This is a genomic window from Salinarimonas sp., from assembly GCF_046292825.1.
Taxonomy (GTDB): Bacteria; Pseudomonadota; Alphaproteobacteria; order Rhizobiales; family Beijerinckiaceae; genus Salinarimonas.
In genome coordinates, this window is sequence record NZ_JBKBQG010000020.1 from 1 (window position 1) to 25,864 (window position 25,864).

General features: G+C 69.0%; 14 protein-coding genes and 1 pseudogene. 5 read left to right on the forward strand and 10 right to left on the reverse strand.

The features are described from left to right. Together ACK4UM_RS11340 and ACK4UM_RS11345 are read right to left on the reverse strand one after the other, a co-directional pair. A pseudogene (locus tag ACK4UM_RS11340) lies at positions 1-473 on the reverse strand (ATP-dependent DNA ligase); the annotation flags it as partial. Continuing rightward, positions 470-1,486: a ligase-associated DNA damage response exonuclease gene (locus ACK4UM_RS11345; RefSeq protein WP_409798839.1), complete on the reverse strand. Its 1,017-nt coding sequence runs from the start codon at positions 1,484-1,486 to the stop codon at positions 470-472. The pseudogene ACK4UM_RS11340 and the gene ACK4UM_RS11345, both read right to left, overlap by 4 nt. A gap of 846 nt (positions 1,487-2,332) precedes the next feature. Here ACK4UM_RS11345 and ACK4UM_RS11350 point away from each other — a divergent pair. From ACK4UM_RS11350 to ACK4UM_RS11360, 3 genes are read left to right on the forward strand one after another with little or no spacing between them, the layout of a single operon-like run. Beyond that, positions 2,333-4,354, forward strand: a complete 2,022-nt coding sequence (locus ACK4UM_RS11350; protein ID WP_409798841.1) for an N-6 DNA methylase — start codon at positions 2,333-2,335, stop codon at positions 4,352-4,354. Next, entirely contained in the window at positions 4,351-5,577 is a 1,227-nt protein-coding gene (locus ACK4UM_RS11355) for a restriction endonuclease subunit S (protein ID WP_409798843.1), read from the forward strand. The genes ACK4UM_RS11350 and ACK4UM_RS11355 overlap by 4 nt, the downstream gene beginning before the upstream one ends. After that, positions 5,574-8,813 (forward strand): type I restriction endonuclease subunit R, encoded by a 3,240-nt coding sequence (locus ACK4UM_RS11360; RefSeq protein WP_409798845.1) that lies wholly within the window; start codon positions 5,574-5,576, stop codon positions 8,811-8,813. The genes ACK4UM_RS11355 and ACK4UM_RS11360 overlap by 4 nt, the downstream gene beginning before the upstream one ends. A 31-nt stretch (positions 8,814-8,844) precedes the next feature. On the opposite strand, the gene ACK4UM_RS11365 is transcribed toward ACK4UM_RS11360, so the two are convergent. The 3 genes from ACK4UM_RS11365 to ACK4UM_RS11375 all read right to left on the reverse strand — a co-directional run bounded on the left by ACK4UM_RS11365 (position 8,845) and on the right by ACK4UM_RS11375 (position 14,655). Continuing rightward, positions 8,845-10,449: a hypothetical protein gene (locus ACK4UM_RS11365; RefSeq protein ID WP_409798847.1), complete on the reverse strand. Its 1,605-nt coding sequence runs from the start codon at positions 10,447-10,449 to the stop codon at positions 8,845-8,847. A 760-nt stretch (positions 10,450-11,209) separates the two neighbouring features. Beyond that, a complete protein-coding gene (gene trpE, locus ACK4UM_RS11370; protein ID WP_409798849.1) occupies positions 11,210-12,754 on the reverse strand; it encodes an anthranilate synthase component I in 1,545 nt (514 codons plus the stop codon). Further along, positions 12,754-14,655 (reverse strand): SurA N-terminal domain-containing protein, encoded by a 1,902-nt coding sequence (locus tag ACK4UM_RS11375; protein WP_409798851.1) that lies wholly within the window; start codon positions 14,653-14,655, stop codon positions 12,754-12,756. Before ACK4UM_RS11375 ends, trpE begins: the two co-directional genes overlap by 1 nt. 165 nt (positions 14,656-14,820) lie before the next feature. On the opposite strand from ACK4UM_RS11375, the gene tpiA reads away from it, so the two are divergent. Next, positions 14,821-15,585, forward strand: coding sequence for a triose-phosphate isomerase (gene tpiA, locus ACK4UM_RS11380; protein ID WP_409798853.1), 765 nt, complete (start codon positions 14,821-14,823; stop codon positions 15,583-15,585). A 215-nt stretch (positions 15,586-15,800) separates the two neighbouring features. Then, entirely contained in the window at positions 15,801-19,394 is a 3,594-nt protein-coding gene (locus ACK4UM_RS11385) for a hypothetical protein (RefSeq protein WP_409798855.1), read from the forward strand. Here ACK4UM_RS11385 and ACK4UM_RS11390 read toward each other — a convergent pair. From ACK4UM_RS11390 to ACK4UM_RS11410, 5 genes are all read right to left on the reverse strand, one after another. Beyond that, positions 19,381-20,514, reverse strand: coding sequence for an ABC transporter ATP-binding protein (locus tag ACK4UM_RS11390; protein WP_409798857.1), 1,134 nt, complete (start codon positions 20,512-20,514; stop codon positions 19,381-19,383). The genes ACK4UM_RS11385 and ACK4UM_RS11390 overlap by 14 nt on opposite strands. Before the next feature lie 303 nt (positions 20,515-20,817). Continuing rightward, the gene (locus ACK4UM_RS11395; RefSeq protein ID WP_409798859.1) at positions 20,818-22,455 is read right to left on the reverse strand and encodes an alpha-glucosidase; all 1,638 of its coding nucleotides are present in this window, start codon (positions 22,453-22,455) and stop codon (positions 20,818-20,820) included. Positions 22,456-22,457: 2 nt separating this feature from the next. Next, entirely contained in the window at positions 22,458-23,288 is an 831-nt protein-coding gene (locus tag ACK4UM_RS11400; RefSeq protein WP_409798860.1) for a carbohydrate ABC transporter permease, read from the reverse strand. Then, the gene (locus ACK4UM_RS11405; protein ID WP_409798862.1) at positions 23,285-24,214 is read right to left on the reverse strand and encodes a carbohydrate ABC transporter permease; all 930 of its coding nucleotides are present in this window, start codon (positions 24,212-24,214) and stop codon (positions 23,285-23,287) included. The genes ACK4UM_RS11400 and ACK4UM_RS11405 overlap by 4 nt, the downstream gene beginning before the upstream one ends. 181 nt (positions 24,215-24,395) lie before the next feature. Continuing rightward, positions 24,396-25,679 (reverse strand): ABC transporter substrate-binding protein, encoded by a 1,284-nt coding sequence (locus ACK4UM_RS11410; protein WP_409798864.1) that lies wholly within the window; start codon positions 25,677-25,679, stop codon positions 24,396-24,398. Positions 25,680-25,864: the final 185 nt, after the last annotated feature.

Genomic DNA, 25,864 nt, shown 5'->3' on the forward strand with positions numbered 1-25,864 from the left:
CCCCGCCCACGCCCCGAACGTGCCCCCTCCCCCACGGGGTGGGTGGCGCGCCCAACCCCCCCCCCGGCGGGGCGGGTGGCCTCCGGAGCGTCAGCGACGGAGGTCGGGTGGGGCCCGAGGTTTGCAGAAGGGTCACCACCCGGGCCCCACCCGACCCCTGTCGCTGCGCTCCAGGGGCCACCCTCCCCTCCGGGGAGGGATGTTTGCGGCCACAACAGCGCGACGGTCTCCGCCAGATCCCCCACATAGGAATAGGACATCTCGAACAGGACCGGGTCCGTCCGCTCCTGGATCAGCCCCCGCACGAGCCCCGCCTTCGCCTCGCGGAAGGTGAGCCCCCCCGTGAGCGCCGCGAGCGCCCATCCGCGCTCGGGATCGGGCGTGGTGCGCAGATAATCGGCGATGAGGCGGATCTTGGCGTTGCGGCGCGGCTCGTAGACGAGGCGGTCGAGGAGGGCAGAAAAGCGCTTCATGCCGCCTCCCCCTCGTCCCCGTACCCCAACAGATGCAGCGGCCGTGCCGAAATCCCCCGCGTCGTGCACCAATGCACGAGCGCGTCCGCCTCCCCGTGCGTCACCCAGACCTCGCCGGCGCCGGTCTCGACGACGGTGCGGGTGAGGTCGGGCCAGTCGACGTGGTCGGAGATCACCATCGGCAGTTCGACGCCCTTCTGCCGGGCGCGGGCGCGCACCCGCATCCAGCCCGACGCGAAGGCGGCGACGGGGTCGGGGAACTTGCGCGCCCACACCTCCTGGATGGCGGAGGGCGGGCAGAGCACGATCGCGCCAGCGAGCCCGGGCCGATCGGCGGCAGCGACCTTGCGGACCTCGCCGAGACGAACCCCCAGATCCTCGTAGAGCGCCACGAGCTTCTCCATGGCGCCGTGCAGCCAGATCGGCGCGTCGTAGCCCGCCTCGCGAACGAGCTTCATCACCCGTTGCGCCTTCCCCAGCGAATAGGCGCCCACGAGATGCGCGCGATCGGGGAAGGTGCGCAGCGAGGCGAGGAGCTTGTCGACCTCGCCCGCGGCGTCGGGATGGCGGAAGACGGGCAGGCCGAAGGTTGCCTCCGTGATGAAGACGTCGCAGGGCACGAGCTCGAAGGGCGCGCAGGTCGGATCGCGCGCGCGCTTGTAGTCGCCCGACACGACGAGCCGCGTTCCGCCCGCCTCGATGACGATCTGAGCCGAGCCGAGCACGTGGCCGGCGGGCACGAAGCGCACGTCCACGCCGCCGATCCGCATCGCCTCGCCGAGCCGCGCCTGCTGAGCGGTCTCCGCGAAGTCCTCGCCGTAGCGCGCGGCCATGATCGCGAGCGTCTCCGGCGTCGCGAGCACGGCGCGATGGCCCGCGCGGGCATGGTCCGAATGGCCGTGCGTCACGAGCGCGCGCGGCACGGGGCGCAGCGGGTCGACGTGGAAATCGCCGAGCGGGCAATAGAGGCCCTCGGGCGTGAGCGTCAGGATGTCGGTGGCGGAGAGCGGCATGACGCAGGGGATATAGGAAGCCCCTTCCCTCCCTGTAGGGCTACGACACGCATCGTGACCCTCGGATCGACTCTGTTCCACGAGACGCCGCCGCTGTCCGTCCCCTCGGGCTCAGCGCTTGTGGATCTTTCGCCGAGTACCCCAAAGCCGTCATTCCGGGGCGCGAAGCGAGCCCGGAACCCAGACTCCCGACATCGGATGAGCAGCCTGTAGGCTGCGTCCCTCGACCTATTCATTTGCGTGAATTGCGGTGCGAGCGCGCATGCGCGCTCGAACGAGCGTGGTGGATCTGGGTTCCGGGCTCGCTTCGCGCCCCGGAATGACGGGTGGGAAAAGGTATTCGAACGATCAGCTAAGGAAGGAAAGAGGGCGCGGCATCGACGCCAGCCCCTCGCCTTTCTGTTGGCGATTGAAGACTGAGCCTGAGATGCAGGCGCCGTGAAACCCACTGCCGATGGTCTGGACGGCTGACGACCGAATCAAGGACGCCCGTCCAGACTCTGCACATTCCCCCGGTCAGGGCATAACTACTGAGTCTGCCGGCCATCAAGTCGGCAGAAGCGCGGGTCGTGCATGCCGGTCGAGTGCAGGCCGACCATGCGTCTCGGGGCTCAGGAAGAGAAGCACGCATGTGCCAAGGGGCAGGAGGCCGACGGAGCGCAAGTCGAAGCGTTGCGCCTGAACGGAGACGAGTCCGGGTTTCGCGCGTCAGGCGTTTCTCTCGGCGGTCTGGCAGACTAATATCTTGTGAAAGGCCTCGCGGGTCGATTCCCTGTCGACCCGCGCCCTGGTCGTATGTATCAGGATGGCAAGGCCATTTGGAACGATCGCCAACCCGAGGCTTGCATGAACGATTTATCCCCTAAGAACACCACGCTCGCGGATTTCATCTGGAAGAACGCCGACGACCTCTGGGGCGACTTCAAGCATGTGGACTTCGGCAAGATCATCCTGCCCTTCACCCTGCTGCGGCGCCTTGAGTGCGTGCTCGAGCCGACGCGCGATCAGGTGAACCAGACCAACGCCGCAATGGCCGATCAGGGCATCGACATGGACATCGTGCTGCGGCAGGTCTCGGGCCATCCGTTCTACAACACCTCGACCTATACGCTTTCTACCCTCGGCGGCACCAAGACCCGCGCGAACCTAGAGGACTACATCGCCCGGTTCAGCGACAATGCGCGCCGGATCTTCGAGCAATTCGATTTCACGAACACTATCGCGAAGATGGACAAGCAGGGCGTGCTTTATCGAATCTGCCAGAACTTCGCGGCCATCGACCTCCACCCCGAGGCGGTGCCCGAGCGGGTCATGAGTAACGTCTACGAGCACCTGATCCGCCGCTTCGGCGCCGAGGTGAATGAGGCGGCCGAGGACTTCATGACGCCGCGCGACGTGGTCCATCTGGCCATCGAGCTGCTGCTCGACCCCGACGACGACATGTTTATCGGCACGCCCGGCCTGATCCGGACGCTCTACGACCAGACCTGCGGGACGGGCGGCTTCCTGTCCGATGGCATGGAGCACGTGAACAACCTGCGCGACCGCTATACCATTGCGCCGGTGATCGTGCCCTACGGGCAGGAGCTGGAGCCCGAGACCCATGCCGTCTGTCTTGCCGGCATGCTGCTCAAGACCCTCGAGTCCGATCCCGGCCGCGACCTGTCGCAGAACATCAAGCTCGGCAGCACCCTCTCAAACGACCAGTTCCCGGGTGAGCGGTTCCACTACTGCGTCTCGAACCCGCCGTTCGGCAAGCCGTGGAACAAGGACCAGGAGGCGGTCCTGCGCGAGCACGAGAGCCGTCGGTTCGAAGGGCGCTTCGGACCAAAGCTGCCGCGCGTCAGCGACGGGTCGATGCTGTTTCTGCTGAACCTTGTCGCCAAGCTCGAGAGCCCTGAGAAGGGCGGCGGGCGCGGCGCGATCGTCCTTTCGGGCTCGCCGCTCTTCAACGGCAACGCCGGCCAAGGCGAGTCCGAGATCCGGCGCTACCTGCTGGAGGGCGACTTCGTCGAGGCGATCATCGCCCTGCCGACCGAGATATTCTTCCGCACCGGCATCGGCACCTACATATGGGTCGTCTCGAACCGCAAGTCCGCGGCGCGCAAGGGCAAGGTGCAGCTGATCGACGCGACGGCGATGTTCACGCCGATGCGCAAGGCCGAGGGCAACAAGCGCCGCGAGATCAGCCCCGACCAGATCCGCGAGATCGTGAGCCAGTATTCGGCCTTCGAGCCGACGAAGCAGAGCCTGATCCTCGACCACCGCGAATTCGGCTATCGGCGCATCCGCGTCCTGCGCCCGCTGCGCATGCGGATCGAGATCACGCCGGCGGGGCTGGCGGCGCTGGAGGCCGACAAGGCCTGGGCCAAGCTGACGCCAACGCAGCAGGGCCTGTGGCGAGCACTTTTCGCCGAACGCATGGGCGAGACGCACCCGGCGCCGTGGATCGAGGCCTTCGCGCGCGCCGCGGCCAAGGCCGACGCCCGGCTGGGCCGGGTGGGCAAGCCGCTAATCAAGGCCATGGCGGCAGCCTTCGGCGTGCGCGACCCGCAAGCTGAGCCGGTGCGCGACGACGACGGCATGATCGTGGCCGACGACGACCTAACCGATTTCGAGAATGTGCCCCTGACCGAGAGCATCGAGGCCTACATGGCCCGCGAAGTGCTGCCGCACGCATCCGACGCCTGGGTGGACCCCGACTTCCGGGACGAGGCCGACAAGCAGGTCGGCGTCTTGGGCTACGAGATCAATTTCAACCGCTACTTCTACGAATACCAGCCGCCGCGCGACCTGCATGACATCGACGCCGAGCTGAAGGCCGTGGAGGCGGAGATCGCCGCCATTCTGGCGGAGGTGACGGAATGAACATCCACCATGCGCCAATGCGCCGGAAGACAACCGAGCTGCCATGGGCGCCGGAAATCCCCGCCCATTGGGAAGTGCGCCGGGCCAAGTTCCTGTTCGACCTTCAAAAGCGTCCTGTTCGGCCTGAGGACGATATCGTCACGGCCTTCCGGGACGGCAAGGTCACGCTGCGAGCGAACCGTCGAACCGACGGCTTCACGAACGCGCTCAAGGAGATCGGCTATCAGGGGGTCCGCCGTGGCGATCTGGTGATCCACGCCATGGATGCGTTCGCCGGCGCCGTCGGGGTCAGCGACTCCGACGGGAAGTGCACCCCCGTCTATTCCTGCTGCACGCCGAGGGACGGAATCTCCGCCGACTTCTACGCCCGGATGGTTCGGTCCATGGCCGTGTCGGGTTTCATCGAGAGTCTCTCAAAAGGCATCCGGGAGCGCTCGACCGACTTCCGCTGGCGCGAATTCGCCGAACAGGCGCTTCCGGTCCCCCCGCTCAACGAACAGACCGCCATCGCCCGCTTCCTCGACCGGGAGACCGCGCGCATCGACGCCCTGATCGAGAAGAAGGAGCGGTTCATCGCGCTGCTTCGCGACAAGCTCAACGCCGATATCATCCGCTCAGTCGAGCCGCGTTCCTCTTGGCGCTCGTATCCATTCTGGAGGGTCGCCACAGCGAAATCGATTTCGGGGATGCCTGATGTGGGCCTGCTGTCGGTCTACCTCGACCGCGGCGTGATCCCATACTCTGAAGGCGGAGGCTTGGTTCACAAGCCGGCCGAAAGCCTCGACAAGTACCAGCTCGTCGAGCCTGGCGATCTCGTGATGAATAACCAGCAGGCGTGGCGTGGGTCTCTCGGCGTTTCACTGCACCGAGGGATCGTCAGTCCCGCTTATCTCGTATTCGCGCTTGATCGCAATCTTCTCGATCCCACGTTTGCCAACTTCATGTTCCGGTCTCGGCCGTATGTTGACAAATTCATGTTGGCTTCGATGAGCGTGGGGGATATTCAACGACAGATCAAGTGGCCGCATCTGCGCGTTTCGAAGGTGTTCCTGCCCTCGCTTCTCGAACAGCGACAGATCGTGGCGCGGCTTGAGCGAGAAGGCGAGCGTTTGACGAATCTCATCGCCCGCACCGAGCGCAGCATCGCCCTTCTGAAGGAGAAGCGCGCTGCCCTGATCACCGCCGCCGTCACCGGCAAGATCGACGTGAGGGCGGCAGCATGATCGAGGCGCACCACGAGAAGCATCTTGAGGACTATGTCGTCGCGCGGTTGGTCGAGCGCGGTTGGCTGCTGGGCGACGCCGAGGGCTACGACCGCGACCACGCCCTCTACCCCGAGGATCTGGTCTGCTGGGTGAAGGACACCCAACCCGAGAAGTGGGAGCGTTTGGTCGCCCTGCACGGCGCCAAAGCCACTGTGGCACTGATGGACCGACTGGAGTCCGCGCTGGAGAAGCACGGGACCATCCATGTCCTGCGCAAGGGCGTCGAGCTTGCCGGCTGCGGCCAGATCGATATTAGCGAGGGCGCGCCCGAAGACAAGCGCAACAAGACGGTAATCAAGCGCTACGCCGCAAATCGGCTAAGAGTCGTATCTCAGCTGAAATACCATCCGACGCGCGAGCTGGCGATCGACCTGGGCCTGTTCTTGAACGGACTGCCCGTGGCCACGGTCGAGATCAAGACCGACTTCACCCAGTCAGCCGCCGCGGCGCGCGAGCAATACATGAACGATCGGCTGCCGGTCGATCCCGTCACCCGCCGCAAGGAGCCGCTGCTGACCTTTAAGCGCGGCGCCGTCGTTCATTTCGCCATGTCCGACAGCGAAATCTGGATGACGACGAAGCTGGCGGGTGAGAACACCTTTTTCCTGCCCTTCAACAAGGGCCGCGACGGACGCGCCGGAAACCCGGCCCGCACCGACGGCGAATACCCCGTCGCTTACTTCTGGGAGGAGGTCTGCCAGCCCGACGCCTGGCTGCGCGTGTTCCACAGCTTCGTCTATGTCGAGAAGAAGGACGTAGTGGACCTGAAGGGCAACTGGACAACGCGCGAGACGCTGATCTTCCCGCGCTTCCACCAATGGGACGCCGTGAACGCAATGATCGCCGACGCCAAGGCGAACGGCCCCGGCCAGGTCTACCTGTGCGAGCACAGCGCGGGATCGGGCAAGACCTCGACCATCGCGTGGACGGCGCACGACCTGATTAAGCTTCGCCATGACGACGGCACGCCCGTCTTCAACGCCGCGATCATCGTGACAGACCGCACCGTCCTGGACGGTCAGCTGCGCGATGCGGTGCAGCAGCTCGACCATCGGCCCGGCCTGATCGCGGCGATCCGGAACGACAAGACGGCGAAGTCCAAGAGCGAGCAGCTCGCCGAGGCGCTGTTGAAGGGCGTGTCAATCATCGTCGTGACGATCCAGACCTTCCCCTACGCCATGGAGGCGATCCTCACCGAGACGTCGCTGAAGGACAAGAATTTCGCTGTCATCATCGACGAGGCGCACGCTTCGCAGACCGGCGCCGCCGCCTCGAAGCTTCAGGCGACGCTGGCCATGAAGTCGAAGACCGCGATGGAGGGCATGACGATCGAGGAGCTGCTGGCCGAGATCCAGCGCTCGCGCGTCCGGCCGAAGAACATCTCGCACTTCGCCTTCACCGCGACGCCGAAGCATTCGACCATGATGCTGTTCGGCCGCGCGCCCGACCCGTCGCGGCCCGCGGGCGACGACAACGTGCCCCAATCCTTCCACAAGTATCCCATGCGCCAGGCGATCGAGGAGGGCTTCATCCTCGACGTTCTGAAGGGCTATGTCCCCTACAAGACGGCCTTCAACCTCGGGAAGGACCTGGTCGACAAGAAGCGTGTCGATGGCCGCGCGGCCAAGCGGGCGCTGGCGAAGTGGATGGCGCTGCATCCGACGAACGTCACCCAGAAGGTGCAGTTCATCATGGAGCACTTCACCGCCAACGTCGCGCACCTGCTGGACGGCAAGGCGAAGGCGATGGTGGTCACCAGCTCGCGCGCCGCCGCCGTGCGCTACAAGAAGGCCTTCGACGCCTTCGTCGAGGCGAACCCCCAATACCGCGACATCCGGGCGCTGGTGGCCTTCTCAGGCTCGCTGAGCGGCCGCGAGGTGATGCACGCCGACGACCCGCAGCTTGCCGGCGATGTCTTCGTAACGGACGAGGACGCGGAATTCACCGAGGCGAACATGAACCGCGGCGCCGGCGGGACCGACCTGCGCTTCGTCTTCGATCGGCCCGAGTATCGGGTGATGCTGGTCGCGAACAAGTTCCAGACCGGCTTCGACCAGCCAAAGCTGGTGGCGATGTATATCGACAAGAAGATCGCCAACGAGGTCGAGATCGTTCAGACCCTCTCGCGCCTGAACCGCACAGCGCCAGGCAAGGATCAGACCTTCGTCATCGACTTCGTGAACGACCCCAAGACGGTGCAGGCCGCCTTCGCACGCTATGACGCCGGCGCGGTAGTCGAGCAGGCGCAGGACCTGAACGTGGTTTACGAGATCAAGGAGCGGCTGGACAACACCGGCATCTACGCGCCTGATCATCTGGAAGCGTTCAAGAAGGCCCGCTTCGGCACAGCGCGCGACATCCTGTCAGGCGGCGACGCCCAGCACCGCCGCATGTTCGCCGCGACCCAGGAGCCGACGGACCTCTACAACGAGCGTCTGAAGGCTCTGCGAGCCCACGCGGCCCAGATCGAGAACACCTACGAACAGGCGCGCCAGATCGGCGACGAGGCCACCATGAAGGCGGCCGATCATGAGCTGAAACAGGTCACCGGTCAGATCGGCGTCCTGACAGAATTCAAGTCTTCGCTCGCCGCCTTCGTGCGCACCTACGCCTACATTGCGCAGCTGATCGACCTCGGCGACCCAGAGCTAGAGAACTTCGCCGTGTTCGCCAGGCTGCTGGGCAAGCGCCTCGACCGAGTAGCGCCTGAGCAGGTCGATCTCGCCGGGCTCGCCCTCAAGGGCTTCGCGATCAAGGCCGAGGCGCCGAAGCAGCCCGATCAGCCGGACGAGGATGAACCGGAAGACTTGTCGCTACGCCCTGTCAGCGGCGGTGGCGCCAAGAAGCCGGGTGGAACTCCGGTCTATCTCAAGGAGCTGATCGAGAAGCTCAATAGCCTCTTCGGAGAGGCTGCGCCGCTGCGCGACCAGGCGCATTTCGTGAACCAGATAGCCGCGATCGCGGGCGAAAACGGCGTGGTCATGGCGCAGGTGCAGAAGAACACGAAGGACACGGCGATAAAGGGCAACCTTCCCGGCGCGGTCCAGAACGCGGTCGTTCGCGCCATGACATCTCACAACGCCCTCGCGGCGGTCTTGCTCAAGAAGGACAAGCAGGCGATGAGCATCCTGAACAACCTGATCTACGATATCTTGAAGTCGGGATCTGCTCTCGATCTCGACGACATCGGCTAAGAGTGGCGCGTCGGATAACCGACGCGCTCTATCACCGATTGCCGAACACGTCGCGCATGTAGACCTGACCGCGCGCGAGCCCCAATCGCATTGCAGGGGTCTTCTTGTCCTCGCCGCGCAGCATGAAGTTGTAGTAGAATCGGAAGATCTGGCCCAGCTTCTCGATCTGTGTCGGATCGTAGTAGGCGTATTGGTTCCAGATGCGCCTGCCACGTCTCGGGCTGGCGAAGCCGCGCTCGAAGCCGCTGATGCGACGCCGGCACAGCATGAACACGCGGTCGACCGGATGGAGCGACGCCCTTCTGTAGGTCTTGGCGATCCGCGGCCAATCCATCGTCAGCCCGCCGGCGACCAGCCGAATCTTCTTCCCCGGCTCGGCCATGCTCACGAAGGGATACGGCACGTCGGTCTCGCCCAGATAACCCTCCTGGACAGCGCCCGTCGCGGCGATGCCGCGGCGCAGATCGTTCCCGAAGACGAGGTCGGCGACCATCAGGCGTGGGAACAGAGGCATGGCCGCGCAGTGCACATCGAGAAGGGCCTTGCCTTCGGCGACCTCCGCCCGCTTCTCGTCGATTGTCGCCTCCTTCCGGAACGTGACGACCGCGCACTCGGCCGCGCGGCTGGAGAACAGGTCTGCCGAAGCGGCGACGCAGGCGGCGATCAGGCCCGCATCGTTATCAACGCAGAAGGTTATCTTGTCGATGGATGGCCCAAGGAGCCGCCGCACGTAGAGGAAATGGGCATACTGGAGGATGTCGATGTGCACCATCGAGCCTCGGGCGGGCAGCTGCCGATCGGCGTCCATCGCGTCGGCGGCTTCCTCCGGGTCGGCGATCGCACTACCGGCGTTGGGAGCGGCCTTGGCACCGGCGTCCGATTGTTGCGGGAAGGAGGGCGTGCGCCATGGCCGTGGCGGCTCGTCAGCGAAGATCGTATCGCCGTCGATCGTCCGATCCGGGTCGAACGGGAACTCCTCGTCCGGAGATCGATAGAAGTCGTCGATCAGCGCGTCGATGGCCGCCTCTCCCGCTGTGGCCGGGCACTCGTCGAACATGTCCTCTTCGTGCGGACCGATGTTCTCGTCCTTGCCGGCCTCGATGTCCGTCTCGTCCTCGGTGCCTTCACCGCTTGCGTTCAGCCTTGCCTCGGCTGCCGCGACAGCGTCTCGGATCAGCTGCTCTGCCGCGTGCCGTCGCACGTCCTGAGGCGCCAGGACGGAGCGGTAGTCCTCCTCGGTCCAGACCCGACCATGTGTGCGGAATGCTCGCCGCGGCTCGTCGAGATCGCCCGCGGCCTGCATGAGCGCCTCGTAGGCCGCCGCGTCGGTTTGAGCGTCGAACTGGCTGTGCAGCGCGAGGATGAAGCCGCTGCTTCGCTCCACGGTCGCGACCTGCGCCAGCTGGATCGTCGCGCGTCGCGTGCGGCTCGGCCAATTGATCGTCAGGTCCTGTCTGTCCGTGCAGACCATCCAGCGCGAACGGCTCAGCTGCTCGAGTTCGCGGTCCCGCTCGCTCTGAAGCTGCATCACCCGTCGATGAATGAAGTCGATCTTGTCGTAGATGGTTTGGAACGACAGGCCCGTGATCTCGGCGATCCGCGAGAGTGGGCTCTTGTTCATCAGCAGGCTGAACACAGTCGCGTTCTCGTGCGACCGCAGCTGACGGCGAATGGGCGAGCCGACAGAGAAGGTTTTGCGGCATCGCTTGCACATGAAGCGGGGGACGACCGTGCTCGTCCGACCGTAGCCTTGATACTCACCGGGATGCAGCGATGCTGGCCTGGCGAAGTTCTCGCATGACCGATTCCGGCAAGAATGTTCGTGTTGTGTTCTAATATGTCGATCGAGTAGGCGTTGCAGCTCCTCCTCGATCGCGATATTGTTTTTGATGACGCTGCTCTTCCTGCACGCCCCGCATATGAGCGTCGGCGGCGTGTTCTGGACCGTGTGCTGCGGTCCGGGACGCTTTTTTCGACCGACGTGAATGAACGGGGCCGGCGCCGCTGCGAACTGGTGACACCGCGGGTTCTTGCAGAAGTTGACGTCGAGACCGCCCGGTCCGGCATGCGGAAGTCTGCGCACGCCCTGGCTGCGAACGGCCGCGCGATGCCACTTCGAAGATTTTTTCGAGAGATCCACGGACACAGATGCCTCGCAACGCTTGCGCCTGCGAGGCATCATGCCGAAGCTCAGCCGTTTTGCCAACAGAAAGGCGAGGGGCTGGGGCATCGACGCCCTGTGCGTGCAGCGAGGACGACGCGTGCACTTCTTGGCCCGACAGGAGAGGTCGGGTGGGGCCCGGGTGGTGGCTAGCCTGCGAGCGTCGTGCCCCACCCGACCCCTGTCGCTGACGCTCCAGGGGCCACCCTCCCCTACGGGAAGGGACGGGGGCGCTTCATTGGCCGCGGCGGGCGCGGCTCGCGAAGCGGACGGCCTCCTCGGCGGCGCGGAAGAGCGCCTTGGCCTTGTTCACGCATTCCATCCGCTCGGAGGCGGGCACCGAATCGTAGACGATGCCGGCGCCGGCCTGGACGTGCATGCGGCCGTCCTTCACGAGCGCCGTGCGCAGCACGATGCAGGTGTCCATCTCGCCGTCGATGCCGAAATAGCCGATGCAGCCGGCATAGGGCCCGCGCTTGTGCCGCTCGAGATCGTCGATGATCTCCATCGCCCGCACCTTCGGCGCGCCCGACACCGTGCCCGCCGGAAAGCCCGCGACGAGGGCGTCGAGCGCGTCGTGGCGGGCCGAGAGGCGGCCCGTCACGTTCGAGACGATGTGCATCACCTGGCTGTAATATTCCAGGAAGAAGCTGTCCGTCACCCGCACCGAGCCGTATTCCGCCACGCGCCCGACGTCGTTGCGCCCGAGATCGACGAGCATCAGATGCTCGGCGCGCTCCTTCGGGTCGGCGAGGAGCTCCTCGGCGTGGCGGCGATCCTCCTGCGGGGTCGCGCCGCGCGGGCGGGTGCCGGCGATCGGACGCACCGTCACCTCGCCGCCGCGCACCCGCACCAGGATCTCGGGGCTCGAACAGACGATCTGGAAGCGCTCGAAATCGAGATAGCACAGGAACGGCGCCGGGTTGACGCGCCGCAGAGCCCGGTAGAGCGCGATGGCCGGCAGCGGGAAATCGGCGTCGAAGCGCTGCGAGAGCACGATCTGGAAGGCGTCGCCCGCGCGGATGTGCTCCTTCGCCCGCTCCACCATCGCCTCGTATTCGTCCGCGGGCGTGTTCGAGACGGGCTCGATCGCGATCGGGGCGGCGGTCGCGTCGAGGCGCGCTTCGGCCGGCAGCGGGCGCTCCAGCGCGTCGATCACGCTCTCGATGCGCGCGCGCGCCGTCTCGTAGGCGGCGAGGGCCGAAACGCCGGGTCGCGGGCGCACGGGGGCGACGAGCTGGATCTCGTCGCGCACGGCGTCGAAGACCACCATGACCGTGGGGCGCACGAGGATCGCGTCCGGCACGCCCAGCACGTCCGGATTGACGTTCGGCAGCCGCTCCATTTCGCGGACCATGTCGTAGCCGAGATAGCCGAACAGCCCCGCCGCCATCGGCGGCAGGTCGCGCGCTTCCTCCTCGTCGAGGGGGATGCGGCTCTCGGCGACGAGCGCCCGCAGGCTCTCCAGGGGCGGCGCGGCCTCCTCCTCGAAGGCGCCGACGCCGTCGAGCGCCGCCCGGTCGATCGCGGCGCGCCCGTCCAGGCAGCGCCAGACGAGATCGGGCTCGAGCCCGATCATGGAATAGCGGCCGCGGGTCGCGCCGCCCTCCACCGATTCGAGCAGGAAGGCGGCGCCCGCCCGCCCCTCGCGCAGCTTCAGGAAGGCCGCGACCGGCGTCTCCAGGTCGGCGACGAGGCGCGCGCGCACGAGCGACGGTCGTCCCGCCCCGTAGGCCGCGAGCACGCGCTCGCGCTCGGCGTCCTCGGCGCGCGCGTCCATCAGAAGGCGCCTCCCACCGCGGCGCGGAAGGCCTCCTCGTCGATGCGCACGCCCATCTCGGCCTGCAGCGCGGCGAGATATTGCTCGATGATGTCCTGCGCGAGCTCGGCCGCGACGCGCGCGCCGATCATCTCGGCCTGCGGGGTCGTGGTCAGGAAGGGCGGGGCGCTGGCGCCGTCGACGACGAAGACGACGCGGCGGGTCGCGTCGACGGGCGCCGTCGCGGCCGAGCCGATCGGGGCGGCGAAGACGCGCGCGACGGCGGTCTCGGGCAGGGGCGCCGCCGCCTGGCCGCGGGCGAGCCCCTGGGCCGCGGCGACCTGGAGGCCGGTCTCGGCGCCGATCGCCTCGAGGCTCTCGCCCGCCTCGATGCGCTGGACGAAGCCGCGGGCGATCTCGTCGAGGCGCTGCGCGACCTGATCGGCGCGCCAGGCGGCGACGACCTCCTCGCGCACCTCGTCGAGGCTGCGCTCGCGGGCGGGCGCGATGTCGGTGAGCGCGAACCAGACGTAGCCGCCCTCCTCGGTGCGCACGGCGCGATCGTCGACGCCGATATCGCTCTCGAAGACGGCGCCGAGGAGATCGTTGCCGCCCGGCAGGTCGAGCGGCTGGCCGGCGAGGCCGCGGCCCTGGCGGTCGACGCCCTCGATGCGCGCGAAGGGCACGCCGAATTCGGAAGCGATCTCGGTCAGCGGACGCGCGCCGGCGCGCTGGTCCTCGATCGCGTCGTAGAGCGTGCGGATGCGCGCCTGCGCCTCCTCGCGGGCGATCTCGGCGCGGATCTCGGCCTCGACCTCCTCGAACGGGCGCACCACGGCGGGCTGGATCTCCGTCACCCGCACGAGCGCCGAGCCGAACCGGCCCTCGACCGGGCCGGCGACCGGGCCGATGTCGAGCGCGAAGGCGGCCTCGGCGATCGCGGGATCGACGATCTCGCCGCGCGACAGGAGGCCGAGATCGAGGACGTCGTCGGTGACGCCGCGCTCGACGGCGAGCGCCTCGAACGAGGTCTCCTGGCTCGCGAGGCGCGCCTGGGCCGCGGCGGCGTCGGCAGCGTTCGCGAAGGGGATGCGCTGCACGCGCCGACGCTCGGGCGAGCCGAAGCGCGTCTCCGCCACCTGCTGGTAGCGCTGGCGAGCGGCGGCGTCGGCGATCGCGGCGGGGTCGGCGATCGCCTCGGGGGTGAGCGCGATCATCTCGAAGGCGCGGTATTCCGGCGCGCGCCACTGGCTGCGGCGCTCGGCGAAGAAAGCCTCGAGCGCGGCCTCCTCGGGCGGCGCGACCTCGCCCGCGAGCGTCTCGGGCAGGAGGAGGTAGCGCGCGGTCCGGCGCTCGGCGCCGTAGCGGTGGACCGCCTCCTGCGCCGCGATCGGCGCGTCGATCTCGGCGATCACGGCGTCGACCACCTGCGAGCGGGCGAGCTGGGCGCGCTGTTGGGCGACGAAGCCCTGCTCGGACAGGCCGACGAAGGAGAGGTAGCGCTGGAAGGCGTTGCGGTCGAAGGAGCCGTTCGCCTGGAAGGAGGGGTCCTCGACGATCGAGCGGGCGACGAGCGTCTCGCCCACGCGCAGCCCGAGCTGACGGGCGCGCTCGTCGAGCACGGCCTCCGTCACGAGGCGCCCGAGCACCTGCCGGTCGAGGCCGAACATCCGCGCCTGCTCGGGCGTGATCACCGTCCCGAACTGGGCCGAGAGCTGGCGCAGCTCGCGGGTATAGGCGTCGCGCGCCTGGCCCGCGTCGATGCGCGTCTCGCCGACCTGCGCCACCGTCTGCGACGCGCCGCCCCGGAAGATGTCGCCGATCCCCCAGACCGCGAAGGAGAGGATGAGCAGCGTGAACAGCACGGCCGCGAGGACCTTGCCGACCCAGGTCTTGCCGGTGTTTCTCAGGTTCTGGAGCATGGGCTTCCGTTCGTCTCGGGCGAAAGGCGCGGATATCGTCTCGCACTTAACGACACGCGCGCCGCACGGCAAGCGCGCACTCGGTCACGCAGGCCGCGATTTGCCGCGGGGCGCCCGCCTCTGCTAGACCCTGCATCCTCGATCAGCCATCGTCAGGAGAAGCCGATGCCCGCTCCGCGCCCCCTCGTCGCCGGCAATTGGAAGATGAACGGCCTGCATTCCTCGCTTCCCGTCGCCGAGGCGATCGCGGCGGGGGCCGAGGGTATGGCGGACCGGCTCGACATCGTGATCTGCCCGCCCGCGACCCTCGTGGCCGCGATGGCGCAGGCGCTCGCCGACACGAGCGTGCGCATCGGCGGCCAGGATTGCCACGCGAAGGGCTCGGGCGCGCATACGGGAGACGTCTCCGCGGAGATGCTCGCCGATGCCGGCGCCGACCACGTCATCCTCGGCCATTCCGAGCGGCGCGCCGATCACGGTGAGAGCGACGCGATCGTCGCGGCGAAGGTCGAGGCCGCGCGCCGGGCGGGGCTCACCGCGATCGTGTGCGTCGGCGAGACCCGCGCCGAACGCGACGCCGGGCGCGCGCTCGAGGTCGTGCGCGGCCAGCTCCTCGGCTCGCTGCCGGCGGGCGCGCGCGCGCACGACACCGTGATCGCCTACGAGCCGGTCTGGGCGATCGGCACCGGCCTCGTGCCCACGACGGCGGATATCGTCGAGGTGCACGCGCTCGTGCGCGAGACGCTCGCCGCGCGCGCCGGGAGCGCGGAGGACGCGGCGGGCATCCGCATCCTCTACGGCGGCTCGGTCAAGCCCGGCAACGCCGCCGAGATCCTCGCCCTGCCGAATGTCGACGGCGCTCTCGTCGGAGGCGCGAGCCTCGTCGCCGACGATTTCCTCGCCATCGCCGCCGCCGCCCCCCGCCGCTGAGGGTTCGTTGGCGCTCCTCTCGGTCGTACCTCGACGCCGCCATTCCGGGGCGCGAAGCGAGCCCTGAACGACGGGTGGGAGGAAACTTCACGACGTCCGACCCCGCGCGCGGCGATCGGACGTTTCGCGTGCCCGCAAAAAGCGCCCGTTAACCGCGGGCGCCCTATGAAGGGGTGGTCGTCGGGGCGGACGGCGGATGCTCGCGGGTCGGTGGCGTGTCGGTTCGGGATCGGGGGGCGAGAGGCGGGAAGGCGGCGGCGCGCGCGATTGCGGCGCGGCTCGCGCTCGCGCTCGCGGTCCCGCTCGCGCTTCCCGCTCTCGCGCCGCGCGCAGCCCTCGCGCAGGAGGCGGCGCGGCCGGCCGAGGTCGTCGTCCGCGCGAGCGCGGAAGCGGGTTTCGGGCGGCTGCGCTTCGAGTTCGACGCGGACGTCACCGTCGCCGCTCAGGCGTCGAACGGGGTCCTCGTGATCCGCTTCGATCGGCCGGTGCGCATCCGCGAGGAGCGGATCGCCGAACAATTGCCCGGCTACGTCTCCGTGGTACGCCGCGATCCGGACGGCACGGGCCTGCGCTTCGCGCTCACCCAGAATTTCCGCCCGAGCGTGCTGCAGGCGGGCGAGACCTCCTTCGTCGACCTCCTGCCGGAGCGCTGGGTCGGCCTGCCCCCGAGCCTTCCGACCGACGTCGTCGCCGCGCTCGCGCGGCGCGCCCGCGAGGCCGAGGCGCGGTTCGAGGCCGAGCGCGCCGCCCGCGCGGAGACGACGGCGCCTCTGCGGGTGAGCGTCGCCGAATTGCCGGGGCTCGCGCGGCTGATCTTCGAGCCGCCGGAGGGCGCCGCGATCGAGACCCGCGAGGAGGACGACGGCGCGCTGTCGCTGCGCTTCGCGGGCCGGCTGCGCCTGCAATCCGAGCGCCCGCTCGCCACCGTGCCCGGCATCGCGCGCGTCGAGACGGACGCCGCCGCCGACGCGCTGTTCCTGCGCCTGACCCTCGCCGAGGGCCACAGCGCCCGCCGCTTCCGCGAGGAGGGTACCCTCGTCGTCGACATCGAGACCCCCGCGCCCGAGGGTGCCGAGGAGGCGGAGGCCGAGGCGCAGGCGTCGCCGCGGGACCCGATCCGCGCGGCGCTCGATCTCTTCCCCTTCCCGCCTCTGATGGGCGGCGCCGGGCTCGCCGGCGCGACCGCGGCCCCCGAGGAGCCCGAAGAGACCGAGGAGCCCGAGCCGCCGACCGAGGCCGTCGCGACCGCACCCGAGCCCGCCCAAGATCGGCCCGCGCCGGATCGGCCCGCGCCGGATCGGCCCACGCCGGAACCTCGGCGCGCCGCCGCGCAGGCGGCCGTCGCGGCCCCCGCGCCAACCCCCGCCCCTGCCGAAATCTCGCCGCTCGTCCTCGCCGAGGAGGGCCTGAGCCTCACCCTCTCCTTCCCCCGCCAGCCCCCCGCGGCCGCCTTTCTGCGCGGCGACACGCTGTTCGCGATCTTCCAGAGTGACGAGGCGCCCGAGCTGCCCCGCTTCGACGAGGACGCGCGCGAGGTCGCGCGGCCCGTCGGCACCACCCGCGAGGGCCCCTTCGTCACCTATCGCTTCGCGCTCCCGCAGCCGCGCGTCGTGCGGCTCGCCCCGGCCGAAGCCGGCTGGACGCTCACGATCGGCGAGGTCTCGCCCGGCGCGCCGGAGCCGCTCGAGGCGCACCCGATCGTCGACGAGAACGGCCGCACCGCGCTCAAGGTGCCGCTCGAGGGCGCGTCCGGCGTGCACTGGATCAACCCGGTCGCGGGCGGCGAGCGGCTGGCGGTCGTCACGGCGACGGCGCCCGCCCGCACCATGGCGACGAGCCGCCGCTTCGCCGAATTCGCTCTTCCGCCGACCGCGCACGGCCTCGTCGTCGCCGCGCTCGCCGACGACGTCGTGGTGCGCGTCGATCTCGACGGCGTCGTGATCGGCCGCGGCAGCGGGCTCGCGATCGGCGTGCCCGGACGCGATGCGGCGGGCGCGCAGATCGCGCCCGAGCGTCTCGTCCTCGCGCGCGACGCGTGGGAGGCAGCGCAGCGCGGCTCGCCGCTCGCCGCCTATCGGGAGGCGATCCTCGCGATCACCGAGGCGCCCCGCGACGCGCGCAGCCGAGCGCGGCTCGATCTCGGGGTCTCGCTCCTCGCCAACGGCCTCGCCGTCGAGGCGGCCGGCGTGCTCGGCTTCGCCGTGCAGGAGGACCCCGCGCTCGGCGAGGATCCGCGAATCGCGTTCCTGCAAGGCGTCGTCGCGACGCAGCGGCACCGATTCGCCGAGGCGGAGGCCCATTTCGGCGCCGCGACGCTGGCGGAGGACCCGGAGGCGGCGCTGTGGCGGGCCTTCGTGGATCTCCAGCGCAAGCGCCACGCCCCCGCGCTCGCGGGCTTCCGCCGCGCCGAGGCGGTGCTCGACGCCTATGCCGACACCCTCCAGGGCAAGCTGCGGCTCGCGGCCGTGCGCGCGGGCATCGCCATGAACGACCTGGCCTACGCGCAGACGCAGCTCGCCGCGCTCAGGCTCCTGCATCCCGGCTCGTACGCGGCCGACGAGGCGGCGCTCCTGCATGCCCTCGCCGATGCGCGGGCCGGCCGCACCGAGGAGGCCTTGCAGGCGCTCTCGCGTCTCGCGCTCGAGGCCTCACGCCCGGTCGCCGCCGAAGCGGAACTCGCCCGCGTGCGGCTCTCGCTCGAGCACGGCACGATGGACGCGGGAGAGGCCGTTCGCGCGCTCGAGCAGCTCACCGTCAGCTGGCGCGGCGACGACATCGAGGTCGAGGGGCTCGGCATGCTGGGCCGCCTCTACGCCGCCGACGGGCGTTGGCGCGAGGCCTTCTTCGCCGCCCACACCGCGAACCTGATCTTCCCCGATCATCCCGTGACGCTCGGCCTGCACGAGGAGACGGCGCGCGTCTTCGACGACCTCTTCCTCGCCGATCGCGCCGCCGATCTCGGCGAGGTCGAGGCGGTGGCTCTGTTCTTCGACTTCAAGGAATTCCTGCCGATCGGCCGGCGCGGCGACGAGATCGTGCGCCGTCTGTCCGATCGCCTCGTCTCGCTCGGCCTCCTCGACAAGGCCTCCGAGCTGTTGCGCCACCAGGTCGAGAACCGCCTCGACGGGGCCGGCCGCGCGGCGGTCGCGGCCCGCCTCGCGACGATCTACCTGCTGGACGCAAAGCCCATGGCGGCGCTCGAGCTGCTCACCGCGACGCGCCTCGCCGAATTGCCGAACGCCGTGCGGCGCGCCCGCGGGCTCATCGAGGCGCGCGCTCTCTCCGACCTCTCGCGCACCGATCTCGCGCTCGAGGTGATCGCCGAGGAGAGCGGCCCGGAGGTCGATCGGCTGCGCGCGGACATCCTCTGGACGGGGCGGCGCTGGCGCGAGGCGGGCGAGGCGCACGAGGCGCTCGCCGGCACGAGCTGGCGCGAGGACCGCGACCTTTCCCCGCGCGAGCGCCGCGACGTCCTGCGCGCCGCCCTCTCCTACGCGCTCGACGAGGACGCGCTCGCCCTCGACCGCCTGCGCGCCAAGTTCGCCGAGAAGATGAGCCGCAGCGAGGACGCCTTCGCCTTCGCCGTGCTCTCGGACGCGGGCGCGGTGGCGAGCGCCGAGTTCCGGCAGGTGGCGCGCGAGCTCGCGGTCGTCGACACGCTCGCCGACTTCCTCGCCGTGATGCGCGACCTCAATCCGGAGGTCGGCGTCGGCCCCGGTCCCGAAGCGGCGCCCGCCCCCGGCGGCGATGCGGAGCCGCTTCTTCCCGAACTCGACCTTCCTCCGATCGGCGAGGTCAGCTCGCTGTGAGCGTCGGCGCGGCCGCCGCGTTCGCGCCGGCGCTCGCCTGCCGCCGCAGGGCCTTGCCGTCCGCGTCGAAGAGGTGACAGAGCGCGCCGTCGACGCCGAGCGCGACCTCCGCGCCCGCCCGCAGATGCGAATCGCCCGGCAGCTTCGCCGTGATCAAGGTGCGGTCCGGCAGGCGCACGTGCAGGAGATAGGCCTCGCCGAGCTGCTCGACGACCTCGACGCGCCCCGTCAGGGTCGCCTCGCCGGGTCCGAGCGTGAGATGCTCGGGCCTGATCCCGAGGCTCGCCGGGGCGCCCGCCGCCGCGCGCGTCGGGTCGACCCGCGCCACCACCCGCCCGCCGCCCGGCAGATCGACGGCGACCCCCTCGGGCGACACCTCCGCGACCCGCGTCTCGACGACGTTCATCTTCGGCGACCCGATGAAGCCCGCCACGAACAGGTTCTCGGGGTGGTGGTAGAGCGCGAGCGGCGCGCCGACCTGCTCGATGCGCCCGGCATTGAGCACCACGATCTTGTCGGCGAGCGTCATCGCCTCGACCTGGTCGTGGGTGACGTAGATCATCGTCACGCCCATGCTCTCGTGGAGCTTGGCGATCTCGATGCGCATCTGCACGCGCAAGGCGGCGTCGAGATTGGAGAGCGGCTCGTCGAAGAGGAAGACCTTCGGCTCGCGCACGATCGCGCGCCCGATCGCCACGCGCTGGCGCTGCCCGCCGGAGAGCTGCTTGGGCAGGCGATCGAGGAGCGGGGTGAGTTCGAGGATGTCGGCCGCGCGCCGCACCGCCGCGTCGATCTCGGCCTTCGAGGAGCGCGCGAGCTCGAGACCGAAGGCCATGTTCTCGTAGACGCTCATATGCGGGTAGAGCGCGTAGGACTGGAACACCATCGCGATGCCGCGCTCCTTGGGCGGCAGCGCGTTGACGCGCTTCTCGCCGATGAGGAGATCGCCGGCCGAGATGTCTTCGAGCCCGGCGATCAGGCGCAGGAGCGTCGATTTCCCGCAGCCCGACGGCCCGACGAAGACGACGAACTCCCCGTCGGCGATGTCGAGATCGACGCCGTGCACGATCTCCACCGATCCGAAGCGCTTGCGCACCCCCTCGAGCCTGACGCTCGCCATTGGTCTCCTCCCGTTGTTCTCCCTCCCCGCAGGGGAGGGTGGCCCCTGAGCGGAGCGAAGGGGTCGGGTGGGGCCCGACGCGCGGAGGATGATCTCCACCCGGGCCCCACCCGGCCACGCTCGCTACCGCTCCCGTGTCCACCCTCCCCTACGGGGAGGGATTCTGCGCCATCATCCCTCCCCGGAGGGGAGGGTGGCCCCGGAGCGCCGCGAACGGGTCGGGGGGGGCCCGTCGCTTGCCGCGATATCTCCGCCCGGGCCCCACCCGGCCACGCTCGCTGACGCTCCCGTGTCCCCCCTCCCCTACGGGGAGGGAAGGCGCAGGAAGGCGGCGTCCACCCCCGGCACCACGACCTCGCCCCCCTCGATCCTGCCGCCGAAACCATGCCCCTCCAGCATCGCCGCCCCCTCGGGCGCCGACATCCGCCTCTCCTCGCGCCCGAGATTGAACACGCACAGAACCCGCTCGGCCCCCTCCGCCCGCTCGAAGGCGACGAGCGGCTCCGGGGCGTCGAGGAAGCGGATCGCGCCGGCCCGGAATGCCGACACGCCCCGGCGCCAGGCGAGGAAGCCGCGTACGCGCTCGAGCGCCGAGCCGCGGACGCTCTCCTGCACGTCCAGCGCGCGGGCGCGGTGCTCGGGCGGGATCGGCAGCCAGGGGCGGCCTGTCGTGAAGCCCGCCTCGCCCGCGCCGGCGCGCCAGGGCATCGGCGTGCGGCAACCGTCGCGGCCGCGATAATCGGGCCAGAAGCGGCGGCCATAGGGATCCTGCAGGTCCTCGAAGGCGATCGTCGCCTCGCTCAGCCCCAATTCCTCGCCCTGATAGAGGCAGGCCGTGCCGCGCAAGGTCGTGACGAGCGCCGCGAGGAGCGCGGCGGCCGCGTCCGGTCGATCCTCGAAGCCCCAGCGCGTGACCGGGCGCACGACGTCGTGATTGGCGAAGGCGAAGGCCGCCCAGCCGGTGCCGATCGTCCCCTCCACCCGCTCGATCACCGCGCGCAGATGCGCGCTCGAAAAATGGTAGCCGAGGAGCTCGAAGGAATAGGCCATGTGCAGCCGCTTGCCGCCGAGCGTGTAGGAAGCCGTCGTGCCGTCGACGTCGCGATCGGGCCCGATCTCGCCCATGAGGACCGCGCCGGGATAGGCGTCGGTGAGCGCGCGCAGGCGCTCGAGGAAGGCGAGGTTCTCCGGCCGCGTCTTCGAATAGACGTGGTCCTGGAAGGCGAAGGGGTTGACGCGGGTGATGCCGGCGACGTCGCGCTCGGGCGGCTGGGGAGGGTTGTCGCGCAATTGCGCGTCGTGGAAGTAGAAGTTCACGGTGTCGAGCCGGAAGCCGTCCACCCCGCGGTCGAGCCAGAAGCGGGCGACGTCGAGCACCGCGTCCTGGACTTGCGGATTGTGGAAGTTGAGATCCGGCTGCGAGGCGAGGAAATTGTGCAGGTAATATTGCCGCCGGCGCGTGTCCCATTCCCAGGCGACGCCGCCGAAGATCGACAGCCAATTGTTCGGCGGCGTGCCGTCGGGCTTCGGGTCCGCCCAGACGTACCAATCCGCCTTCGCATTGTCACGCGAGGAGCCGCTCTCGACGAACCAGGGATGGCGGTCGGAGGAATGGGAGAGGACGAGGTCGATGATCACCTTCAGGCCGAGCGCGTGCGCGCGGGCGAGCAGCGCGTCGAAATCGGCGAGCGTCCCGAAGATCGGGTCGACGTCGCGATAATCGGCGACGTCGTAGCCGAAATCGTCCATCGGCGAGACGAAGAAAGGCGATATCCAGATCGCGTCCGCGCCGAGCCCGGCGACGTGGTCGAGATGCGCCGTGATGCCGGCAAGATCGCCGATGCCGTCCCCGTTCATGTCCGCGAAGGAGCGCGGGTAGATCTGGTAGATCACCGCTCCGCGCCACCAATCCGTGTCGATCGCCTGTTTCGCTTCGCTCATGCTCATCCCTTGACGGCGCCTGCGGTGAGGCCGGAGACGATCCGGCGCTGGAAGATCAGCACCAGGACGACGACCGGCAACGTGACGATGACGGAAGCCGCCATGATGTTCCCCCAGGGCAGCTCGAATTGCGTCGCGCCCGACAGGAGCGCGATCGCCACCGGCACGGTGCGCTGCTCGAGCGACAAGGTGAAGGTGAGCGCGAACAGGAACTCGTTCCAGGCCGCGATGAAGGCGAGGAGGCCCGTCGTCACCATGGCCGGCCACATCAGCGGCAGGAAGATGCGGCGCACGACGATCCAGGGCGTCGCGCCGTCGACATAGGCCGCCTCCTCCAATTCGCGCGGCAATTCGCGCATGAAGGTGGTCAGCACCCAGACCGTGAAGGGCAGGGTGAGGATCATGTTCGAGAGGATCAGCGCCCAGAGCGAATTGTAGATGCCGAGCGCGCGCACGAGCTCGAACATGCCCGACAGGACCGCCACCTGCGGGAACATCGAGACCGACAGGATCGTGAGGAGGAGAAGCCCCCTCCCCCGGAAGGCGACGCGCCCGAGCGCATAGGCCGCCGTCGTGCCGAGGAACAAGGACAAAGCGACGACCGAGACCGAGACCACGACCGAGTTGAGGATGTTGCGCTCGAAGGGCTGGTCGCGGAAGACCGAGACGTAGTTGCGCAGGTCGAACGCGTCCGGCCAGATCGCCGTCGAGAACAGAGCCGGCCCCGAGCGGAAGGAGGACAGGATCGCGTAGTAGAAGGGGAAGATCGCGAAGATCGCGATCGCGACGATCAGCAGCCAGAAGCCGATCCTGGCCGGAAGCGAGGCTTTCATCGGGCGTCCTCCCCCAATCGCAGGCGGCCGACCATGATCGTGATCACGACGAGGAAGGCGATGATCATGAACAGCAGCGTCGAGGCGGCCGAGCCCATGCCGACGTCCTGGAAATCGACGAGCTGCTGGCGGGCATAGACCGACATCGACATCGTGTCGCGCGCGTTCGAGGTGAGCACGAAGATCAGATCGAAGATGCGCAAGGCGTCGAGCGCGCGGAAGATGATCGCCACCATCAGCGCGGGCTTGATCAGGGGCAGCGTCACCTTGAAGAAGACCTTCACCGGGTGGATGCCGTCGACCTTCGCCGCCTCGTAGCAATCGGAGGGGAGCATCTGCAGCGCGGCGAGGATGAGGAGCGCCATGAACGGCGTCGTCTTCCACACGTCCACCATCACGACCGCCCAGAGCGCGGTCTCGGGCGAGGCGGTCCAGGCGACGGGGGCCGAGATGATGCCGATGCCCATCAGGATGGAATTGAGGACGCCGAACTGGTCGTGCAGCATCCAGCCCCACATCTTGGCCGAGACGATGGTGGGGATCGCCCACGGGATCAGGATCGCGGCGCGCAACATGCCGCGCCCGGGGAAGGCGGCGTTCAGCGTCAGCGCGATGATCATCCCGAGCACGAGCTCGATCGAGACCGACACGACCGTGAACCAGATCGTGTTGTAGACCGCCCGCCACCAGTTCGGATCGGCCATCAGGCCGAACCACTCGCCGTCGTAATATTCGAGGAAGTTGTCGAACCCGATGAAGCGATAGCTCTGGAGGTTCGTCAGCGTGGCGTCGGTGAAGCTGAAATAGATCGTCCGCAGGAGCGGCCAGCCGGCGACCAGCGCGAGGACGAGGAGCATCGGCGCGAGGAAGATCCACGCCGAGCGCACCCGCGCCCGCGTCAGCTCGCTCGAAACCGGTCTCGCCATGAGCGGCACCTCCTCTTGCGGTCGAAATCCCTCCCCGGAGGGGAGGGTGGCCTCGGGAGCGGAGCGACCGAGGTCGGGTGGGGCCCGTCGCGTGGAGCTTGTCCTGCGAACCTCGGGCCCCACCCGGCCGTTCTCGCTTGCGCTCGAACGTCCACCCTCCCCTCCGGGGAGGGATGAACCATCACCAGCCGCGGCGGCTCATGCGGTTGAGGTCCGCTTCGAGGCGCTGGAGGGCGGCGGCGGGCTCGGCGCGGCGGGCGAGGACGTCGTGGGCCGCGTTCCAGAACTCGTTCGAGACGCGGTTGTAGGATTCGCCCGTCTGGCGCGAGGGCCGCGCGACGGCGTTGACGAAGGTGTCGTAGAGATCGCCGAAGAACGGGTTCGCGGCGAGCACGTCCTCGTCCTCGTAGAGCGCGGCGATCGTCGGGTTGTAGGCGCCCTCGATGGCGCGGCGCTTCTGCTCCTCGCGGCTCGTGAGGAAGCGCACGAGATCGGCCGCGACCTCCGGATGGGCCGAATAGCGCGACACCGCGAGCTGCCAGCCGCCGAGCGTGCCCGTGTTCGAACCGTCCTCGCCGCCGCGCGGCAGGGCGGCGACGCCGACATTGCCGCGAATCGTGCTGTCCTCCGCCTCGGCGAGCGCCCAGGCATAGGGCCAATTGCGCATGAACACCGCGTTGCCCGACTGGAAGACGCCGCGCGCCTCCTCCTCGGCGTAGTTGAGGACGCCTTCCGGCGCGATGTAGCCGACCCAGGTCGCGGCGAGCTCGAAGGCGGCGAGCGCCTGCGGGTTGTTGATCGTGACGTTGCCGTCCCCATCGACGATGGTGCCGCCGCCGAAGGCGTCGACCCATTCGAGCGCGTTGCAGGTCAGACCCTCGTAGGCGCGCCCCTGGAACACGAAGCCCCACATCTGGCCGTTGCCGTCCGCCCGCTCGGCCTCCTGGATCATGCGCGCCGTCTCGGTGAGCTCCTCCCAGGTCTCCGGGACGGAGGCGCCGTGGCGCTCGAGCAGGTCGCGGCGGTAGTAGAGGAGGCCGGCATCGGTGAACCAGGGCATGGCGACGAGGCGCCCGTCGACGGTGTTGTTCTCGACGATCGCCTCGAAATGATCGGCCTCGGCCCCGTCCATGTGCTCGGACAGATCGATGAAATGCTGCGCGAGGATGCCGGGCCAGATGACGTCGATCTGGAAGACGTCGATGTCCCCCGCACCCGCCGCGAGCAGCTGCTGGTAGAGCGCGAGCCGCTCGGTCGAGGAATTGGGCGTCGAGACCACGTTCACGGTGTTGCCGGTCTCCTCCGCCCAGGCCTGGGCGCCCTGGCGGCAGATCTCGAGTTCCTGCCCGACGGCGCCGCACGAGATCGACACGGTCACGCCCTGGGCGGCGGCCGGCGACGCGAGCCCCGCGGCGGCGAGGGCGGCGAGCGAAGCTCCGAGGGCGAGGTTGAGCGCGGGTTTCATCGAGGGTTCCTCCTGGTTGTCGCTGGCGTTCGCGGCTTTTCCAAAGCGCTTTGGCAAAGAGCTAAACGGCACATGCGCATCTTGTCAAGGAAGCGGCGCACAATCGCCATGGTGCACCGCACCTATTCCCCAGCGTCAACCCTGTTTCACTTGCTCTTTCCGTCGCAGGCCGGCAAGATCGGCAT

Coding starts and splice junctions, on each gene's coding strand:
- ACK4UM_RS11390 (WP_409798857.1), bottom strand. CDS start 20,514: ATGGCGAGCGTCAGGCTCGAGGGGGTGCGCAAGCGCTTCGGATCGGTG.
- ACK4UM_RS11360 (WP_409798845.1), top strand. CDS start 5,574: ATGATCGAGGCGCACCACGAGAAGCATCTTGAGGACTATGTCGTCGCG.
- ACK4UM_RS11375 (WP_409798851.1), bottom strand. CDS start 14,655: ATGCTCCAGAACCTGAGAAACACCGGCAAGACCTGGGTCGGCAAGGTC.
- ACK4UM_RS11345 (WP_409798839.1), bottom strand. CDS start 1,486: ATGCCGCTCTCCGCCACCGACATCCTGACGCTCACGCCCGAGGGCCTC.
- ACK4UM_RS11400 (WP_409798860.1), bottom strand. CDS start 23,288: ATGAAAGCCTCGCTTCCGGCCAGGATCGGCTTCTGGCTGCTGATCGTC.
- tpiA (WP_409798853.1), top strand. CDS start 14,821: ATGCCCGCTCCGCGCCCCCTCGTCGCCGGCAATTGGAAGATGAACGGC.
- ACK4UM_RS11355 (WP_409798843.1), top strand. CDS start 4,351: ATGAACATCCACCATGCGCCAATGCGCCGGAAGACAACCGAGCTGCCA.
- ACK4UM_RS11405 (WP_409798862.1), bottom strand. CDS start 24,214: ATGGCGAGACCGGTTTCGAGCGAGCTGACGCGGGCGCGGGTGCGCTCG.
- trpE (WP_409798849.1), bottom strand. CDS start 12,754: ATGGACGCGCGCGCCGAGGACGCCGAGCGCGAGCGCGTGCTCGCGGCC.
- ACK4UM_RS11350 (WP_409798841.1), top strand. CDS start 2,333: ATGAACGATTTATCCCCTAAGAACACCACGCTCGCGGATTTCATCTGG.
- ACK4UM_RS11395 (WP_409798859.1), bottom strand. CDS start 22,455: ATGAGCGAAGCGAAACAGGCGATCGACACGGATTGGTGGCGCGGAGCG.
- ACK4UM_RS11410 (WP_409798864.1), bottom strand. CDS start 25,679: ATGAAACCCGCGCTCAACCTCGCCCTCGGAGCTTCGCTCGCCGCCCTC.